Below are 17,576 nucleotides of genomic sequence, written 5' to 3'. Positions count from 1 at the left end.
TAATGCCAACGATAAAGGAGAACTAACTATGTATGCTGTCAGGAACTGGCTCATCGGTGGAATTGCAGCACTGATGCTGTACCTGGTCCCACTCGACTCTCGGGGTGCCAGCGTGCCCGATACGATAAACCTAGACTCCCTTGTTCAATATTATGAGAGAGTCCCCTTCGATCATGCGAAACATATCAGCCTCACTAAGGACTGCGCCGATTGTCACCATCATACGACGGGAACCCTTTTCGAGGACCGCAACTGCGTCAGATGCCACCGCAACAGTGGTGAAACCAAGAATGTTGCATGTAAATCCTGTCATGTCCGGGAACCGTTTGCCGCTGCCAGCCTCAGGGACCGTGATCCTCAGATGTACCACACCGACAAGCCCGGCTTGAAGGGTGCGTACCACATAAACTGCATCGGATGCCATGACAAGAAGGGTGGTCCGACAGGGTGTGAAGACTGCCATCCTCGAACCAAATCCGGTGACGAACTTTACAAAGCGGGGGCATTCGCTCCAAAGGCAACCGCTGGAAGAAAACACGGCGGCCACTGATGATTCGCATTTGAAATGCTTGAAGATTTGAAATCGAACCGAAGGAGACTACAACCATGAAACGAAGAGATTTCCTGAAAGGCTGTCTGGCATGCGGAGCTGCTGCGTCCACGGTGGGCATGTCTAAGAAAGCCTGGAGTGGCGGTTCCTTTGAGGGGTATCCCGAGGCGATGGGAGTTCTGGTGGACTTGACGCGCTGCATCGGCTGCCGCAGCTGCGAAGCCGCCTGCAACAAGGAGCAGAAGCTTCCGGAACCGGAAACCTCCTTCACCGATCAATCCGTATTCAAGGAAAAACGCCGACCGGATGAATATGCATACACCGTCGTAAACAAATACGACCAACAGAACAATGGAGCACCCGTCTACCGGAAGATCCAGTGCAACCACTGCAACGAACCCGCATGCCTCACTTCATGCTTTGTCAACGCCTATACAAAGACGAAAGAGGGCGCGGTCATCTACAACCCCAAGATCTGCGTAGGCTGCCGCAACTGCATGATAGCATGCCCGTTCAACGCCCCGGGCTACAGCTACTCTAGTGCCTTCAATCCGGTGGTGAAGAAGTGCATATTCTGCTACGACACACGGGTCAAATACGGAAAACCCCCAGCATGTGTAGAGATCTGTCCCCAGGAGGTTCTTACATTCGGGTACCGCAAAGACCTCATCAAGAGGGCTCATGAGCGGATACGGGAAACTCCCGACAAGTACGTAGACCACGTGTACGGCGAAAAAGAGGTTGGCGGAACCGGCTGGCTCTACCTGTCAGGTGTCCCCTTCGATCAGGTCGGATTTGACACCACGATGGCCAACGAACCGATTATTTCCAACGTCAAGGAGTTCCTCGGCACCGTCCCGATGGTGCTCTCGATCTGGCCCGCCCTTTTCACAGGCTTTCACCTGCTCTCGACTAAGAACAAAGGGCATGAGCACGATGATCATTCCAAATCAGCGCAGGAGGACTCCCACAAATGAAAACCTACAGAGCACACGGCATAGAAATGGTAGATTCGCTCTACAAGGCTTCAGGCCAGAAGTGGAGTCTCATGGAAAAACTGTTTCTCGGTCTATCGCCGGGGCAGTACCTGACCCAGGCCTTGCGCAATCCCTTCAACTGGATACTCGGCGTGATCTTCGCTATCGGGATCCCGATAATTATCGGCCGCTTTATTTTCGGGCTGTCATGGGTAACACACAGCTCCAACGACTACCCCTGGGGACTCTTCCTGGGATTCGGCCTGTTCGCCATGGTGCCGCTCTCCTCCTCCGGATTCCAACTGGGGACTACAGTTGAAGTATTCGGGCGGCACGATTTCGAGCCGATCGAGCGATTGGCACTGCTCAACGGCCTACTCGGATACTTCTTCGCAGTCGTGTACCTGCTGGTGGATCTGGGGCAGCCGTGGCGGCTACCGTACCCGATGGTAGTGTCCTTCGGGCCTGCAGCCGTTCTTTTTCTGGTCGCGTGGCACGTCTCGACGTACCTTTCTGTCCAGATCGCGGAGGTTTCCGTTTCCTTCTTCGAGTGGATTGGGTTCCCGATAGGAAAGCGGGCGGTGAAAAAGATCGTCCTCGGTCTTACCGTCGCCGGCATAATCCTCTCCACCCTGCACCAGGGGGCATTGGGTGCGCTGTTCACTTACGCTCCTGGCAAGGTACATCCACTCTGGTACTCCGCATCCTTCCAGTGGCTACACTTCTTCGTATCATCGCTGCCAGGTGGTCTGTGCATGGTTATCGCAGTCAGCACCATCGCAAACAAGTTCATGGGCTGGCGCTGCGACGAAACTTTCAAGAACACTCTCGGAAAACTTCAGATAGCTCTGGCAAAGGGCGCAAGCATGGGCCTCGCTACCTACCTGACGATAAAGCTCATAGGAATCGCACATGACAACAAGTGGGAATATCTCACCACCGGGTGGGGTAAATGGTTCATGTTTGAAATGGGGATCGGCGTAGTTCTTCCGCTCTTCCTCTTCGCCCACGCCATCAGAAACAAGCAGGTGGGACTCGTCCGATTCACTGCATTCCTGACAGTCTTCGGCGTAGTTCTAAATCGGGTAAACACCGCTCTCATCACCTTCAACTGGAAGCTCCCATACAGAGAGATCCCGCATTGGCGTGAAGTTGTCATTTGCATAACGATTTTTGCCATCTACATAACAGTGTACCGGTTCATCCTTTACCGCCTGCCGATCCTTTACGCATGGAAGACCGCTGACGAACTTGCAACGGTCCCGGTAACCGAGAACAAGCAGACGGGATACCGGGTGTCGGATAGACCTGCCTCCGTCGCCACGTATAGCACTATGCAGAATGAGAATCTTTCCTCGAACAGCTACAAGTCCATGGACGAAATTACTTAATCGGATTTAATTGAAAATGGAAATTTATTGCTCTATAATTGCCGGGCTGTAAAAGGTCCGGCAATTCTATTTTTATGCAAGGAGAGAAACATGAAATTCAGATGGCTGCTTCTTCCCGCAATACTTGTCTGCTGTGCTTCCAATGCTGCAGCGCTGGAACTGAAGGATGTCACCTACGATACCAAGGGTGGAGGGAAGGTCGTCTTCAGTCATAAGGTGCATCTGAAGAAAAAATCTCCCAAATCGCCGAATGTCAGTTGTAAATCATGCCATAACGACAACATGAAGATGAAAACCCGATACTCCATGGCTGATATGGAAAAAGGGAAATCGTGCGGCATGTGCCATGGCAAGACCGCCTTCCCCCTAAGCAACTGCACCGCATGCCACAAGGTGAAGGACGTAACCTTCAAGATTCGCGAGACAGGGCCTGTGGTTTTCAGTCACAACAGGCACCTCAAGGAAATGCAGTGCGACGCCTGCCACACGAAGCTCTACGAAACCGGACCCAACAAACGGGTCACGATGGCCGAGATGGAAAAAGGAAAATCGTGCGGAGCCTGCCATAACGGGAAAACTGCTTTCAGCGTCGCCAAGTGCGGGGCCTGTCACCCTACGAGAGACGTCACCTTCAAGGTAAAAGAGATCAGCAACGTAAAGTTCAGCCACGACACCCATATCAGCATGTACAAATGCGGAGACTGCCACAATGGCGTCTTCAAGCCTGCAACCGGCAACAAACCTGTCTCCATGACGGAAATGGAGAAAGGGAAGTCCTGCGGCAAATGCCATGACGGCAAAACCGCATTTACCGTCGCTGCCAATTGTGATACCTGCCACCACAAATAGCCCCACTGGCAGGGGCACCGAGTTTCGGTGCCCCTGCCCATCGCAGGAATTGTCGCTCCCCTGAAAGGAATGGTATGTTCAAGTCATTGACCGCTCGTGCCATCGTGCCGGTTGTAGTTGCCGTAACCGGTTTCGTGATCGTGAGCAGCATACTTCTCTACTCCCACATGAAGAACGATCTGATCAACGACGCCGTCAGCTACGAAACCGATCTGGCAGACACGATCATCAGATCCACACGTTACGCCATGCTCAAGTCCGACAGGGAAACGTTGCGCAACATCATAGATAGCGTGGGAGCGCAGGAGCGAATGGAGCATGTCAGGATTTTCAACAAAAAGGGCCTCGTCATGTTCTCCGAGGACCACAATGAGATCAACAGGCTCGTGGACAAGAATGCAGCCGGATGCGTCGGCTGTCACGCAGGCCCCGTCCCAGCCGCCAGCCTGGGGGTCATGCAGCAGGCGCGGCGGTACGTGAACGAAAAAGGGGTCGAGGTTATAGCCATTACCGCTCCCGTATACAATGAACCGGTCTGCTTCACCGCTGATTGCCATTTTCATAGCGCGAATCAGAAGGTCCTCGGGACACTCGATCTGGGGGTTTCATCCGCTCCGCTCCAGAAAGCACTCTCTCTCATGCGCAGCAGGCTCATGATCTTCAGCTTCCTCGTCCTGATACTTACGATCGGCGGAGTCTGCGCTCTGCTTCGCCGCAACGTGTTCGTACCGCTTCGGGAGATAATCGAATTCACCGCGGCCGTAAGGAATGGTAATATAAATGCCGCGCCCCCCCCTCATACCGGAGAACTTAAAGCGCTCGCTGACAACGTCGCCGTTGTTGCACAGCGACTGCAAAAGGCCGAACAGGAGCTGGAACTTGCCCGGAACAGCGTGAGGCAGAAATCCGGGTGAAGCCACATCATCTACATTTCCCCGCCGGAGAAATCACCGACTGATGCAGAACCAAACCGCACACCCCTCGGGGGATAAAGGAAGCGACGGCCTGTCTGCACTTCAACAAAGGCAGGTCGAAGCGCTTGAAAATATCCGCCGCCTTAAGTCAAAAGCGAGCCGGGGCCTGTTTTCGCTTGCGCTCTTCATCACCCTGAGCATAGGAGCGGTCCGTGATTTCGATTTTCTACCCTCTTTCTCGCCTCAGTTCCGAGCGCTGCTTGGCCGCCCCCCTTCCTCAAACATGATAAGTGCCGCGTTGATGCTCTACAGTTTTTCCGCAATTATTCTCATTCTCTCCCGAATGGCGAGCGGCTCTGCCAGCAGCAGCGGGATTGCCCACGTTGGCTATCTTGCCGGGTTCTTTTTCTTCTACCATTTTGCAGGCGCCATGGAAGCCAATTTCTGGGCAGTTTTCGCAGCCGGCCTTACCATTCTCAGCCTCGAAAGTTACCACAGCTGGACCCGCTGCACCGAGGATATAAAAAAGGAGCAGGAAGCTCTCCAGGAACTTCACCGAACGCTGAAAAAAAAGCATGAAGCAGAGGAATGAGCACCGTAGGATCCGCCCCCTCACGCGGCCTCGGTCCTGAGGAAAAGAGCTTGACAGCCAGCTGTCATTGTTGCTAGTTTAGCACCGCAAAATCCCATATTCTCAACTAAATAGAATCGCTGGGGGAGTTTCGACTGAGAGTCCCATGGTTTCTGCAGGTTGATCACGCAACCGTCTGCAGAAACGCTGGACAACCCTTTGTACCTGATCCGGGTAATGCCGGCGTAGGGAAGCGGCTTGCTGAGACCGATAATGGCCGCATCCGCGGCTATTTCTTTTTCGGCGACAAGGAACAGTAATGCAGATTACAGTTAATGGCGAATTGCAGGAGACGAAAGGGGCAACGGTACTGGAACTGCTGCAGGAGCTGGACATAGATCCGCGCCGGATCGCAATTGAGTTGAACCTGGAAATCCTACCCAAGATGGAATATGAAAAGACGCGTCTTAAATCCGGGGATCGCATTGAAATCGTACATTTCGTAGGGGGCGGAGCATCTTGCATAAACACTGCAGACACAACAAGAGGAGCTACTGATGCCTAATGAAGATAAACTTGTAATCGGGGGCCGAGAGTTCACGTCACGGCTCATGGTGGGTACCGGGAAATACGCGGACTTCAAGCAGATGGTGGATGCAATTGAGGCATCAGGAGCTGAGGTCATTACGGTTGCTGTGCGCCGAGTCAACATTTCCGACCGCAGCAAGGAGTCCCTTCTGGACCATCTCGATGTATCCAAGTACACACTGCTTCCTAACACCGCCGGCTGTTATACCGCAGAAGATGCGATCCGCACTTGCCGGCTCGCCAGGGAAGCCGGACTTTCCGAATTCGTGAAACTCGAAGTTCTCGGGGATGAACAAACGCTCTTTCCGGACAATGAGGAACTGCTAAAGGCTGCAAAGATCCTCGTGAAGGAAGGTTTCACTGTTCTCCCCTATACCAGCGACGACCCGATAATATGCAAGAAGCTGGAGGATATAGGATGTGCCGCAGTAATGCCCCTTGGCGCTCCAATCGGGAGCGGTCTCGGTATCAGGAATCCGTACAACATCCGCATCATTCTTGATACCGTGAAAGTCCCCGTGATAGTGGACGCGGGAGTCGGCACCGCCTCCGATGCCGCTATCGCCATGGAATTGGGATGCCACGGGGTCCTGATGAATACGGGAATAGCAGGCGCCAAAGACCCCGTCTCCATGGCCACCGCCATGAATCTCGCTGTCCGGGCCGGAAGGCTTGCGTACCTCGCGGGGCGTATTCCGAAAAAACTGTATGCGACGGCCTCGAGTCCCATTGAAGGCCTTGTCTGATGCCCCGCCCACGGTTACCGGTCGATTTCAGACTGTATCTAATTACCGACCGGCACCAGGCAAGGGGCAATCTGCTAGACCGCGTGGAGCAGGCACTGAGCGGTGGCATTAAGGCCGTCCAGCTGCGAGAGAAGGACCTCGTAAGCCGTGAGCTCTTTGAACTGGCAACCGAAATGCGAAAGCTGACTGCTCAATACGGAGCGCTTCTCTTTATAAACGATCGCATCGACATCGCGCTTGCCGTTGATGCCGACGGCATACATCTCGGAGGCGATAGCATCCCGCTGTACAAGGCACGCCACCTGGTTGGAAAAAACAAGATGATCGGTGTCTCCTGCCACAATCAGATAAGTGCAATGAACGCACAGGACAAGGGCGCAGATTTCATCACCTACGGCCCAGTCTTCTACACCCCGTCGAAAGCGCAGTATGGAGAGCCTCTTGGCCTCTCCAAGCTTAAGCAGGTAACGGAATCGCTAACTATACCCGTTTTTGGCCTGGGCGGGGTGACTCTCGACAATGCACATCAGGTAATGGCCGCAGGAACCCACGGCATATCACTCATTTCTGCGGTTCTGGCCGCCGACAGGCCGCAGCAAGCCGCTGAAAGCCTCATCGCCCGTCTCAACGGCGCCGTTTAAAAGATCACGCTTACATGGATCTATCGCTCATACACCGCGACCTGCGGTTCAATTCGTACGGCAGCTGGCTGCGCAGGAAATTCCGGTGCAGAATCAGCAAAGTCAATGTCGATGCCGGCTTCACCTGCCCCAACCGGGATGGCAGTCGCGGCACCGGAGGTTGCATCTACTGCGACAACGCATCGTTCTCTCCCGGGAGAACTACACCGGAGATTCCCCTAGAAGTGCAGATGGCCGAAGGGATGGCTTACCATCGGCAAAGGCTCGGCAGCGAAAAATTCATAATCTATTTTCAGAAGCACACCAATACCTATGCTCCCGTCGCACTGCTTCGCGAGCTCTATGGCCGCGCCCTTGCACATACCGAAGTGGTCGGCATTTCGATTGGAACCCGCCCCGACTCGCTTTCAGACGAAGCCATCGACCTTCTTCAGGAATTCGCCAAGACCCATTATGTTTGTGTCGAACTTGGGCTCCAGTCAATGGATGACCATGTACTGCAAAGCATCAACCGCGGACACAACCTTGCAGAATACCTTGAAGCAGTGGATCGCATATCCGGCAGAGGCATAGACATCTGCACCCATCTCATCCATGGATTTCCCGGAGAAAAACGGGATAGCATCCTCCAGGTCGCCGGACTGATCCGTTCGCTGCCCATCGACTCCGTCAAGCTTCACCAGTTGCACGCAGTTAGGGGAACGCGCCTGGCAGATCTTTATTTCCAAGGAAAATTCATTCCACTCGCCCATTCGGAATACGTGGCAGCCGCATGCGATTTCCTCGAGCGAATCCCTTCGCGCATAGCGATACAGCGGCTTTACGGGTCAGCACCACTCTCAATACGGGTTGCGCCAACCTGGGATTTGAAGAATAACCAGATGTGGTACTCGGTGGTTAATGAACTCAAACGCCGTGGCACGTGGCAGGGATGCCAGGTATAATCCGGGGACTTAATCGACGAGTTCCTTTTCGACCTCGCTCATCCTGTCGAGAACCTTCTCCGGAGCCACATCCTGAGCGAGCTCTTCAAGCTCCGGATTTAACGACTCTTCTATTCCCATGCGCTCGGCAATTGCCGTCACAAGAGTAATAAGACGCGTCACCTCGTGCTCGGCAAGAAGGTTTATGTGAAGCTCAAGCTCCGCTCGCCGATCCGCGAGTGCCTGCATCCGGTTCTGACTGATGAGAACGAAGGTGGACAGAAAAATGGCCTCCACCGATGCCGCCATGGCAAGAATGACTAGTGATGGATCGAATCTGGGGATTACCCGTATAAACCCTGCATTAATCAGTATCCATAAGCCAAAAATTACGATGTGGATGTAGACGAAAAGCATACTGCCGGTAAAGCGGGTAATTGCGTCGGCAAGCCGCTCCTGCAGCCCCTTCGCCTTCTCCTCCGACTGACGTCTCGTGAGGAGTGCTGCGATGTTACGATCTACGACGGCGGCCATTCCGCCCGTTTCCGAGGAACGATCGCTCCGATCATCAAGATTGGCAGCCATAGCAACACCCCCGTATGATGCAAGTATAGCGAATGCGGCGAGAAGCGCATGAAGCTCCAGAACCACGCTTCGGCTGGACATTTCACAGGAGGAAATCTTGAGGACTGCTCAAATCATGGATAGCGACGGATACGCCATCGGCAAGATCATATGCATCGGCCGCAACTATGCCGAGCACATCAGGGAACTAGGAAATGAGACTCCCGAGGCACCGGTAATTTTCATAAAACCTGCCAGCTCCGTCATCGGCGAAGGGGAAACCATAGTGATCCCGGAATACTCGCGTGACTGTCATCATGAAGCAGAGCTGGCACTTCTCATCGGGACAGGGGGAAAGAACATACCCATTGAAAAGGCGCTTGAGCATGTAGCGGGATATGGTGTGGCGATAGACCTGACTTTGCGGGACGTCCAGGCTGACCTGAAGAAGAAGGGGCTTCCATGGGAAATTGCAAAAGGATTCGATACCGCTTGTCCCCTCTCCCGATTCACACCGGCGGAACGGGTGCCGGACCCTCAAAACCTGCGGATCGTACTTTCAGTTAATGGTGAAATTCGTCAAGACGGAAATACATCCATGATGATACACAGCATCCCGGCCATCATTAGCCACATGTCGGGAATTTTCACCCTGGAGCCGGGAGATGTGATACTCACCGGAACCCCCTCAGGGGTCAGTCAAATAGTTTCCGGAGACAGCCTCACAGCCGACATTCCTGGAGTCGCTACTCTCACGGTAACGGTAGGGTAACAGAGCCTCTTTATTTCGAGCTATGCGCGATCAGGACACATAAACTGCGGCTGATCGTGCATACGGCCTCATCCGACCTCCGCCAGAAGGGTGAGATAGGAGTGCACGCCCGTCAAAGTCATTTCTACGGCTATGGCTGTCAGGATCATCCCCATCAGCCGCTCTATGGCGACTACCCCCCTTTCTCCCAGAATATTCTCCAATTCCACACACATCATCAGGATTATCCCGGTTATGAGCCAGGCTACAACTAGCGCCAACAGCCACTCCGGCCACCTCTGCGGCTCCCTGCTCACGACGAGCATCACCGTAGCCAGCGCGGAAGGGCCTGAAACATACGGAATGGCGAGGGGAACAATTAGCGGCTCGTCCTGCACGAGGGTCTCAAATCCGCAGTCCTGATGCCCCGGAAATATCATCTTTATCGCGATCAGGAGCAGGATGATCCCTCCCGCAATGGTGAGAGAGGGTCCCGAAATACTGAGGAGCTTAAGAATTTTCGGCCCGAGAAACATGAAAAGTATGAGGAAGGTAAGAGCGATCAGCATTTCACGAGCGATTACCTTCTTCTTACGTTCCAGGGGAACCTTCCGTAGCGCGGCAATGAAAAAGGGAATGCCACCCAAAGGATCCATGACAAGAATGAAAAGAATCACTGCCGCTGTAAATGTCATGCCTGCTCCGTCCTTACCGCGTAAAAAATTTCGCCTTCAGTAAATTTTTTCACCCGGAAGGCTGAAGTCAAGAGACCGCTCCATGTGCTAGCGGCACCTGCTGGAGCGTCAATAATACTCTTCGATATAGGAAGGAACCTCATCGAGATAACCTGGAAAGAGCTTCGCCCGCTCGATGGCTGAATCAACATCTGCTATCAGCCGTTCGCGGTCTTTCGGATAGCTGCCTGCAAGGTTGAGGAAATTGGAGACATGGTTGGAACGGAGGATCGTGCGTGATGGATTCAGGACACTGACCAACTCACGCGCCTCGCGCAGGAGCTCCCCCCGGGAACATTGCCGGAGGGTGCGAATGAAATCATTATTATGTCGGTAGAACAGTGTAAGGAGCGAGAAATACTCGGGGTTTACCCGATTAACCCATTCCGCTGTCGCACGGGCATGGCGCAGGCTTCCCTCTCGTCCGGCCAAGCCGAGTATAGCCGTAACCGAAATCTTGATTCCTGCTCCCCTGGCCTTGAGCGCCTGTTCAGCAATCCCCTCGCTGGTGGCTCCCTTGTCGATCGATGCCAATGTATCATCATCCCCCGACTCCAGGCCTAGATAAAGAATCCGCAGCTTCTTTTCCCGGAGATTCTGTAGCTCCGCAGCCGATTTTTCCTCCAGGGCCGCGGGAGAAGCGTAGGCGCCCACGCGCGTCAGCCGGGGGAAGGTGTCACCCAGGCAGTCCAGAATGGCGACTAGTCCTGCAAAAGGATAAACTAGGGCATCACCGTCCGCAAGAAAGACCCGCTCCACGGATGTCCGATACCCGGCCGGGACTGCCGCTATCTCAGAAAGCACCTCCTCGAGCGGCTTCAACCGAAAGAGTTTTCCCTTGTACATGCCGCAGAAGGTACAGCGGTTGCGGGAACATCCCAGTGTGATCTGAAAGATCAGACTCCGCGCTTCGCTAGGCGGACGGAAGAGCGGTTCTACGTATCGTGGCATGCTACGCGGCTATCGGTCCTGTTTCAGGACGGACAGGCGCTCCTGCGCCTTCTTGGCCAGTTCCGTGTCCGGATATTTGGCAACCAGTTCCTCATAGAGCTGTATCGCGTGTGGCTTGTTGTTCTGCTTCTCCTCGAACTGAGCGGTTTCGTAGAGGTCCTTTCCCTTTTCACCACTGCAGGCCGAAATCAGGAGCGGAAGCACCACCAGCAGGATCGACACATATTTATTCATAACTCCTCCAGGAATAAAAAAACCCCAGGCATGCCGGGGCTTCTGGTCTTGGACATCTGAAGTTCAGCGCTTGACTACGTTAGCAGCCTGCGGACCTTTTGCTCCCTGCACCACATCGAAGGTCACCGCCTGTCCCTCGGCAAGGGTCTTAAACCCATCCCCCTGGATAGAAGAGAAGTGAACGAACACGTCTTCGCCGTTCTCCTGCTCGATGAACCCGAACCCCTTGCTGTCATTGAACCATTTGACCACGCCATCTGCCATCTGCTGCTTCCTCCTGTATAGCTGCTGTTCGATGTGGGAGCTTGCAAGCCCGCCGGTTACGTCCCCTATTAACATCATTGGCTGCTTTATGTCAACTGTATATTTAAAAAAACTTAAGGGGAAGCCTTGCCGGCTTCCCCCAATTTCTCTTCTGCTACTGCGTTACTTGGCGATAAGCACGGCATGGGCAGCCGCCAGACGGGCAATGGGAACCCTGAAGGGAGAGCATGAAACATAGTCCAGCCCTATATCGTGACAGAAGATGACCGAAGAAGGGTCTCCGCCATGCTCTCCGCAGATGCCCAGTTTTATGCCGTTGCGCGTGGTTCGTCCCTTCTCGCACGCGATCTTCACAAGCTGGCCCACCCCGGCCTGATCGAGTGAGACGAAGGGATCTTCCGGTAGAAGGTTGCTCTCCACGTAGAATGGGAGGAATTTCCCCGCATCGTCCCTGGACAGGCCGAAGGTCGTCTGGGTCAGGTCGTTTGTGCCGAAGGAGAAGAAATCAGCTTCCCGGGCGATCTCGTCTGCCGTGAGGGCTGCCCTGGGAAGTTCGATCATTGTACCGATAAGGTAGTCGATTTTCACCCCGTAGCCAGCCATTACCTCCTCGCACACACGGATTGCATTCTCCCGCAACCGCTTCAGCTCCTCCACCACTGCAACCAGTGGAATCATTATCTCCGGGACGATGGAGTAGCCCTCATTTTTCGTTAGTTCGCAGGCCGCCTCCATAATCGCTCTGACCTGCATATCGTAGATTTCCGGATAGGTGAGACCGAGCCGGCAGCCGCGGTGACCAAGCATCGGGTTGAACTCGTGGAGAAACTCGATCTTGTTTCGCAGGGCTTGGGGAGAAACCTTCATGCTTTTGGCCAAGGCTTCGATATCCTTCTCCTCCTGGGGAAGGAATTCGTGCAGCGGTGGGTCGAGGAGACGGATAGTAACCGGCAGCCCCTTCATCTCCCTGAAAATGCCGATGAAATCCCCTTTCTGCATTGGGATTATTTTCGCGAGAGCTCTTTCCCGCCCTTCAAGGTCCTCCGCGAGGATCATCTCCCGGACTGCGGCAATACGGTCCGCCTCGAAGAACATATGTTCTGTACGGCACAGGCCGATCCCTTCGGCGCCGAACTCCCGTGCAACTTTTGAGTCATGGGGTGTATCGGCATTGGTGCGTACTTTAAGCCTCCGGTACCTGTCCACCCACTCCATGAGAATGCCGAAGTCCCCCGTGAGCTGGGGGGGCACTGTGGGCACTGCGCCGAGCATTACCTCTCCGGTCGAACCGTCGAGTGTAATTATGTCCCCCTTCTTCACCGTCACATTCCCACTCAGGAACTGCTCGGTGCCGTAATCAACGTTTATGCCGCCGCACCCTGCAACGCAGCATTTCCCCATCCCTCGGGCAACGACTGCCGCATGGGACGTCATTCCTCCTCGGGAGGTAAGAATACCTTGCGCTGCATGCATTCCGTGAATATCTTCAGGAGAAGTCTCCACACGCACCAGAATGACTTTTTTCCCTATCTTGGCCTCGGCTTCGGCCTCGTCTGCGGTAAAGACAACTTCACCTGAAACCGCACCGGGAGAAGCGGGAAGCCCCTTGCATAGAACGGTCTTCTTCGCCTTCGGGTCAAGAGATGGATGAAGCAGCTGGTCCAGTTGTGAGGGGGATACCCTGAGCACGCCGGTCTTCTCGTCTATCAGTCCCTCCTTTACCATATCTACTGCGATTTTGATGGCCGCCTTGGCGGTTCGTTTGCCATTCCTCGTCTGGAGCATGTAGAGCTTACCTTTTTCTATGGTGAACTCTATATCCTGCATATCCTTATAGTGCTTCTCCAGAATGCCCCGTATACCAACAAGTTGCTGATAACACTCAGGCATCACCTCTTCCATGGAAGGCAGTTCGCTCTCGCCGTTCACCTTGTTGATGGGCTGAGGAGTCCGGATTCCGGCGACGACATCCTCCCCCTGGGCGTTCACCAGATATTCGCCGTAGAAGTAGTTTTCCCCGGTGGAGGGGTCTCGGGTGAAGGCGACGCCGGTGGCGCAGTCATCGCCCATGTTGCCGAAGACCATGGATTGAACGTTAACCGCGGTACCCCATTCAGCCGGTATGTTGTTGAGGCGGCGGTAGGTAATGGCACGGGGATTCATCCACGACCCGAAGACAGCTCCGATGGCACCCCAGAGCTGTGCCTGCGGGTCCTCGGGAAATTCCTCACCGACCGTCTCCTTTACCTTCGACTTGAATTTTGCTACCAGATCCTTCCAGTCCGCGGCCGTGAGGTCGGTATCCAGTTTAACACCCCGCTCCTCCTTCTTCCGCTCAAGAATGTGCTCAAGGAGATCCTTGTTCATCCCCATTACGACGTCTGAGTACATCTGCACGAAGCGGCGGTAGGCATCATACGCGAAACGTTCGTCCCTGCTCTGGGCGATTATGCCCTGCACCGTCGTGTCGTTGAGCCCAAGATTAAGAATCGTATCCATCATCCCGGGCATGGATGCACGGGCCCCCGAGCGGACGGAAACGAGAAGCGGGTTCTGGGGGTCACCGAACTTCTTACCCATCAGCTCTTCCACCCTGCGCAGGTTGGCCTGCACTTCATCTTTGAGCCCCGCCGGATAGTTCCTGCTGTTCTTGTAGAACTCCGTGCACACCTCCGTCGTGATGGTAAAACCGGGGGGAACGGGTAGGTTTATGCTCGTCATCTCAGCCAGATTGGCCCCCTTGCCGCCGAGGAGATTTTTCATCTCCGCGCGTCCTTCGGCCTGACCTGCGCCGAAGAAATAGACATACTTCGCTGCCATTGCACTCCTCCTTGTTGATCCCGGTCGCGGACGTCGCAACCGTATTTTATTGATGTTCAAAAAAGCTTCAGCTGAATTAAAAATAATTTAGCCGCAATCAATGCAAATTAAGCGGGAATAAAAGAATAAAAAAGCCGCTTGCCTTTCGGCTAAGCGGCTAGTTTCGCAAAGTCTGCGATGTCTCTGAAGAGGCCCTTTATCTCCTGGAGGAGGGCCAACCGGTTCGTTCGAACCTGTTCGTCCTCGGCCATGACCATGACCTGTTCGAAGAACTGATCGACCGCCCCTTTCAGGGTCGCTATTTCGGTGAGAGCGGCCAGGTAATCCCGCTGCCCCACCGCTTGCGCCACCGCAGCTTCTGCGGCCTTGAAGGATGCAAGCAGGTTCCGCTCGGCCTCGTCCTGAAAAAGGTCTTCGTTCACAGGTACAGAGACAGGTTCTTTCACGATGTTGCAGACCCGTTTGAAGGCAACGGCCAGCGGCTCGAAATCTTCCCTGCTTCTGAAGCCGGAAAGAGCCTCAATCCGGGCGGCACAGTCAACAAGGTCGTCGCAACCCGCAGCGACGGCGGCATCGACGGCATCAGCAGAGTTCTGGCCACTGAGGAGATTCACGAAGCGGTCCTCGAAGAACTGTCGAACATCCCTGAACACGTCCTCCCTTCCCCTTGTGAGCTTCTTCTCCAGTTTCTCCAGAGCGGAATTTATCAACCCGGCCAGCGACAAAGGATACTTCCGGTCGAGAATGATATTGATGATCCCGAGGGCAGACCGGCGCAGCGCGTACGGGTCGGCGGAACCGGTGGGAATGAGGCCGACACCGAAGCAGCCACAGATGGTGTCTAGTTTGTCCGCAATCGAAACGAGTGCACCGAGATCACTTGCCGGGAGCTCTCCCCCTGCCTGAGTCGGTAGATAGTGTTCGGCGATGGCCGCGGCAACCTGACGGTCTTCACCTTGGAGAAGCGCATACTCCCTGCCCATGATCCCCTGGACCTCCGGAAATTCTCCAACCATTCCGGAAACGAGATCGGCCTTGCAGAGAAAAGCGGCTCGGGACACCTTGTCCTTAAGCTCCGGCCTAAGTTGCCCCGCAAGCCCTTCCGCGAGAGCCCGAAACCGCTCCATCTTTTCAAACGACGTTCCCAGCTTCGCTTGATAGACGACATTTTTAAGAGATTCTACACGATCCTCGAGCCTTACCTTCTGGTCTTCTTCAAAAAAGAAGCGTGCATCCGAAAGCCGTGCGCGGAGAACCCGCTCGTTGCCTCTTACAACAACGGAAGGATCTTCGGTAAGGGTATTGTTGATGGTGATGAACCCCGGGAGGAGTTTACCGCTATCATCGACAAGGGAGAAGTACCGCTGATGGCTCCGCATGGAGGTTATGAGAACCTCCTTAGGCACTTTCAGAAATTCCGCGGAAAAGGTCCCATGGACGGCACTGGGATATTCGCATAGGTAGCTCACCTCTTCGAGGAGCCCTTCATCGGGAAGAAGGTGTCCCCCGGCGCTCTTTGCGAGCCTGTGGATCTCCCTGCGAATGATCTCCTTGCGGCGCTCAGGCTCTGGAATGACGAAATGACGCTCGCACTCCTCCAGGTAATGAGCAAAGTCACGAACCGGAAATGGCTGATTGGCCATGAACCGGTGCCCTCGGGAAACGTTCCCGCTCTGGACACTGCCGAACGAGAAAGGCACGACGATCCCGTCAAAAAGAGCGACGATCCAATGAATCGGACGGGCGAAACGGACTTCCTGATCGCCCCACCGCATGGATTTCTTGAAAGGAATCGAGGAGACGAGACGCGGCAGGATATCGCCGAGGAGCTCTGCGACAGGACGCCCGCTCTCTTTCCTCACAGCGGCTATATACTCCCCTTTGTCCGTAGAAACCACCTGAAGGTCGGCAACTGCAACTCCTTGTCCCCTGGCGAAACCTTCGGCTGCCTTGGTAGGAGTTCCTGAAGAATCGAAAGCTATGTTCTTCGCCGGCCCCATGGCTGTTGTTTCTGTATCCGGCTGCACTGCCGGTAGCCCTGTGACGCACATGGCGAGACGCCGGGGAGTGGCAAGATTGTTGATGCCGGTGAATGATATATGAGCGTTTTCGAGTTCTCTCCGGACAAGCGACTCCATGTCTGCCATCGCTTTAGGAAGAAAGCCCGCCGGAATTTCTTCAGTCCCTACCTCTAGAAAAAGTTCTTTCGTCATCTTACCTGCCCCCTCCTTTCAGCATCGGGTAGCCTAGCCGTTCCCGCTGGCGTACGTAGGCTTCGGCGCAGAGACGCGCCACATTACGTACCCTGCCGATGTATGATGCCCGTTCCGTGACGGAGATTGCGCCCCGGGCATCAAGGAGATTGAAGGTGTGGGAGCACTTCATGACGAAATCATAGGCGGGGAAAACGAGATCCTTTTCCACGAGGCGAATGCATTCCTTTTCGTAGTTGGTGAAGGATTCCAGAAGGAGCGGCACATTTGCCTCTTCGAAGTTGTACCGCGAGAATTCCACTTCGGTAATGTGATGAATATCCCCGTACTTGACCCCCTTCACCCATTCAAGGTCATATACATTGTCTACTCCCTGCAGATACATGGCGATTCGTTCGCAGCCGTAGGTGATTTCCCCCGACACCGGCTTCAGATCTATACCTCCCGCCTGCTGGAAGTATGTGAACTGGGTGATCTCCATCCCGTCGAGCCATACTTCCCACCCGAGCCCCCACGCCCCCAGCGTCGGTGACTCCCAATCATCCTCGACGAAACGGATATCGTGCTGGTTCGGGTCGATCCCGAAAGCTCTCAGAGAGTCCAGGTAGAGGTCCAGGATGTTGATCGGATTCGGCTTCATGATGACCTGGAACTGGTAGTAGTGCTGCAAGCGGTTGGGGTTCTCGCCGTAACGTCCGTCGGTCGGCCGCCGCGAAGGCTCTACGTACGCTACATTCCACGGCTCCGGCCCCAGAACACGCAGAAAGGTTGCCGGATTGAATGTCCCTGCGCCCTTCTCCATATCGTACGGCTGCTGTATCACGCACCCCTGTCTTGCCCAATAACCTTGCAAGGAGAGGATCAGGTCCTGGAACGTCACGGGGAACCTCCTCCA

Annotated in this window: 19 protein-coding genes and 1 riboswitch; of the genes, 11 read left to right on the top strand and 8 right to left on the bottom strand. The window is 54.6% G+C overall.

Going from position 1 to position 17,576, the window contains the following annotated elements:
* The first annotated feature begins 28 nt into the window (after positions 1-28).
* The 10 genes from CFB04_RS17490 (at position 29) to CFB04_RS17445 (ending at position 8,171) form a co-directional block, all read left to right on the top strand.
* Positions 29-550: a cytochrome c3 family protein gene (locus tag CFB04_RS17490; protein WP_088536595.1), complete on the top strand. Its 522-nt coding sequence runs from the start codon at positions 29-31 to the stop codon at positions 548-550.
* Between the two features lie 56 nt (positions 551-606).
* A complete protein-coding gene (locus tag CFB04_RS17485) occupies positions 607-1,527 on the top strand; it encodes a 4Fe-4S dicluster domain-containing protein (protein WP_088536594.1) in 921 nt (306 codons plus the stop codon).
* Positions 1,524-2,918, top strand: coding sequence for a polysulfide reductase (locus CFB04_RS17480; protein ID WP_231934273.1), 1,395 nt, complete (start codon positions 1,524-1,526; stop codon positions 2,916-2,918). The genes CFB04_RS17485 and CFB04_RS17480 overlap by 4 nt, the downstream gene beginning before the upstream one ends.
* A 90-nt stretch (positions 2,919-3,008) precedes the next feature.
* Positions 3,009-3,767, top strand: a complete 759-nt coding sequence (locus CFB04_RS17475) for a cytochrome c3 family protein (protein WP_088536593.1) — start codon at positions 3,009-3,011, stop codon at positions 3,765-3,767.
* Between the two features lie 74 nt (positions 3,768-3,841).
* Positions 3,842-4,681 carry a HAMP domain-containing protein gene (locus CFB04_RS17470; RefSeq protein WP_088536592.1) on the top strand — a complete coding sequence of 280 codons (840 nt, stop codon included), beginning with the start codon at positions 3,842-3,844 and terminating at the stop codon, positions 4,679-4,681.
* A 43-nt stretch (positions 4,682-4,724) separates the two neighbouring features.
* Complete coding sequence (locus CFB04_RS17465) at positions 4,725-5,273, top strand: menaquinol oxidoreductase (protein WP_088536591.1); 549 nt, start codon at positions 4,725-4,727, stop codon at positions 5,271-5,273.
* A gap of 111 nt (positions 5,274-5,384) precedes the next feature.
* Positions 5,385-5,521, top strand: a riboswitch (TPP riboswitch).
* A gap of 50 nt (positions 5,522-5,571) precedes the next feature.
* On the top strand, positions 5,572-5,817 hold the full coding sequence (thiS, locus tag CFB04_RS17460; protein ID WP_088536590.1) for a sulfur carrier protein ThiS: 246 nt from the start codon (positions 5,572-5,574) through the stop codon (positions 5,815-5,817).
* Positions 5,810-6,586 (top strand): thiazole synthase, encoded by a 777-nt coding sequence (locus tag CFB04_RS17455; RefSeq protein ID WP_088536589.1) that lies wholly within the window; start codon positions 5,810-5,812, stop codon positions 6,584-6,586. Before thiS ends, CFB04_RS17455 begins: the two co-directional genes overlap by 8 nt.
* Positions 6,586-7,227: a thiamine phosphate synthase gene (gene thiE / locus CFB04_RS17450; RefSeq protein WP_088536588.1), complete on the top strand. Its 642-nt coding sequence runs from the start codon at positions 6,586-6,588 to the stop codon at positions 7,225-7,227. Before CFB04_RS17455 ends, thiE begins: the two co-directional genes overlap by 1 nt.
* 14 nt (positions 7,228-7,241) lie before the next feature.
* Positions 7,242-8,171, top strand: a complete 930-nt coding sequence (locus CFB04_RS17445) for a TIGR01212 family radical SAM protein (protein ID WP_088536587.1) — start codon at positions 7,242-7,244, stop codon at positions 8,169-8,171.
* Positions 8,172-8,180: 9 nt separating this feature from the next.
* Here CFB04_RS17445 and CFB04_RS17440 read toward each other — a convergent pair whose 3' ends face one another.
* A complete protein-coding gene (locus CFB04_RS17440) occupies positions 8,181-8,735 on the bottom strand; it encodes a DUF1003 domain-containing protein (RefSeq protein ID WP_088536903.1) in 555 nt (184 codons plus the stop codon).
* Positions 8,736-8,832: 97 nt separating this feature from the next.
* Here CFB04_RS17440 and CFB04_RS17435 point away from each other — a divergent pair, with 97 nt between their 5' ends.
* The gene (locus tag CFB04_RS17435; protein WP_172825533.1) at positions 8,833-9,486 is read left to right on the top strand and encodes a fumarylacetoacetate hydrolase family protein; all 654 of its coding nucleotides are present in this window, start codon (positions 8,833-8,835) and stop codon (positions 9,484-9,486) included.
* A gap of 68 nt (positions 9,487-9,554) precedes the next feature.
* Here CFB04_RS17435 and CFB04_RS17430 read toward each other — a convergent pair whose 3' ends face one another.
* From CFB04_RS17430 to glyQ, 7 genes are all read right to left on the bottom strand, one after another.
* Positions 9,555-10,160: a MarC family protein gene (locus tag CFB04_RS17430; RefSeq protein ID WP_088536585.1), complete on the bottom strand. Its 606-nt coding sequence runs from the start codon at positions 10,158-10,160 to the stop codon at positions 9,555-9,557.
* Between the two features lie 108 nt (positions 10,161-10,268).
* Entirely contained in the window at positions 10,269-11,150 is an 882-nt protein-coding gene (locus CFB04_RS17425) for a radical SAM protein (protein ID WP_088536584.1), read from the bottom strand.
* A 9-nt stretch (positions 11,151-11,159) separates the two neighbouring features.
* Positions 11,160-11,384 carry a tol-pal system YbgF family protein gene (locus CFB04_RS17420; protein ID WP_088536583.1) on the bottom strand — a complete coding sequence of 75 codons (225 nt, stop codon included), beginning with the start codon at positions 11,382-11,384 and terminating at the stop codon, positions 11,160-11,162.
* Between the two features lie 63 nt (positions 11,385-11,447).
* Complete coding sequence (locus CFB04_RS17415; RefSeq protein ID WP_088536902.1) at positions 11,448-11,648, bottom strand: cold-shock protein; 201 nt, start codon at positions 11,646-11,648, stop codon at positions 11,448-11,450.
* A 162-nt stretch (positions 11,649-11,810) separates the two neighbouring features.
* Complete coding sequence (gene ppdK / locus CFB04_RS17410; RefSeq protein WP_088536582.1) at positions 11,811-14,468, bottom strand: pyruvate, phosphate dikinase; 2,658 nt, start codon at positions 14,466-14,468, stop codon at positions 11,811-11,813.
* A 149-nt stretch (positions 14,469-14,617) separates the two neighbouring features.
* The gene (glyS, locus tag CFB04_RS17405; protein ID WP_088536581.1) at positions 14,618-16,681 is read right to left on the bottom strand and encodes a glycine--tRNA ligase subunit beta; all 2,064 of its coding nucleotides are present in this window, start codon (positions 16,679-16,681) and stop codon (positions 14,618-14,620) included.
* Position 16,682: 1 nt separating this feature from the next.
* The gene (glyQ, locus tag CFB04_RS17400; RefSeq protein WP_088536580.1) at positions 16,683-17,561 is read right to left on the bottom strand and encodes a glycine--tRNA ligase subunit alpha; all 879 of its coding nucleotides are present in this window, start codon (positions 17,559-17,561) and stop codon (positions 16,683-16,685) included.
* Positions 17,562-17,576 lie beyond the last annotated feature (15 nt).

It is taken from the genome of Geobacter sp. DSM 9736, from assembly GCF_900187405.1.
Classification (GTDB): domain Bacteria; phylum Desulfobacterota; class Desulfuromonadia; order Geobacterales; family Geobacteraceae; genus DSM-9736.
The sequence above is the reverse complement of the archived record's forward strand: the minus strand, read 5'-3'. Positions and strand labels throughout refer to the sequence as shown.

Bases quoted from the DNA above. Each gene is read 5' to 3' on its own strand.
- CFB04_RS17480 (WP_231934273.1), top strand. From the start codon at position 1,524: ATGAAAACCTACAGAGCACACGGCATAGAAATGGTAGATTCGCTCTAC.
- CFB04_RS17490 (WP_088536595.1), top strand. From the start codon at position 29: ATGTATGCTGTCAGGAACTGGCTCATCGGTGGAATTGCAGCACTGATG.
- thiE (WP_088536588.1), top strand. From the start codon at position 6,586: ATGCCCCGCCCACGGTTACCGGTCGATTTCAGACTGTATCTAATTACC.
- CFB04_RS17485 (WP_088536594.1), top strand. From the start codon at position 607: ATGAAACGAAGAGATTTCCTGAAAGGCTGTCTGGCATGCGGAGCTGCT.
- CFB04_RS17430 (WP_088536585.1), bottom strand. From the start codon at position 10,160: ATGACATTTACAGCGGCAGTGATTCTTTTCATTCTTGTCATGGATCCT.
- CFB04_RS17415 (WP_088536902.1), bottom strand. From the start codon at position 11,648: ATGGCAGATGGCGTGGTCAAATGGTTCAATGACAGCAAGGGGTTCGGG.
- ppdK (WP_088536582.1), bottom strand. From the start codon at position 14,468: ATGGCAGCGAAGTATGTCTATTTCTTCGGCGCAGGTCAGGCCGAAGGA.
- CFB04_RS17475 (WP_088536593.1), top strand. From the start codon at position 3,009: ATGAAATTCAGATGGCTGCTTCTTCCCGCAATACTTGTCTGCTGTGCT.
- CFB04_RS17465 (WP_088536591.1), top strand. From the start codon at position 4,725: ATGCAGAACCAAACCGCACACCCCTCGGGGGATAAAGGAAGCGACGGC.
- CFB04_RS17455 (WP_088536589.1), top strand. From the start codon at position 5,810: ATGCCTAATGAAGATAAACTTGTAATCGGGGGCCGAGAGTTCACGTCA.
- CFB04_RS17425 (WP_088536584.1), bottom strand. From the start codon at position 11,150: ATGCCACGATACGTAGAACCGCTCTTCCGTCCGCCTAGCGAAGCGCGG.
- CFB04_RS17445 (WP_088536587.1), top strand. From the start codon at position 7,242: ATGGATCTATCGCTCATACACCGCGACCTGCGGTTCAATTCGTACGGC.
- CFB04_RS17440 (WP_088536903.1), bottom strand. From the start codon at position 8,735: ATGGCTGCCAATCTTGATGATCGGAGCGATCGTTCCTCGGAAACGGGC.
- thiS (WP_088536590.1), top strand. From the start codon at position 5,572: ATGCAGATTACAGTTAATGGCGAATTGCAGGAGACGAAAGGGGCAACG.
- CFB04_RS17420 (WP_088536583.1), bottom strand. From the start codon at position 11,384: ATGAATAAATATGTGTCGATCCTGCTGGTGGTGCTTCCGCTCCTGATT.
- CFB04_RS17470 (WP_088536592.1), top strand. From the start codon at position 3,842: ATGTTCAAGTCATTGACCGCTCGTGCCATCGTGCCGGTTGTAGTTGCC.
- glyS (WP_088536581.1), bottom strand. From the start codon at position 16,681: ATGACGAAAGAACTTTTTCTAGAGGTAGGGACTGAAGAAATTCCGGCG.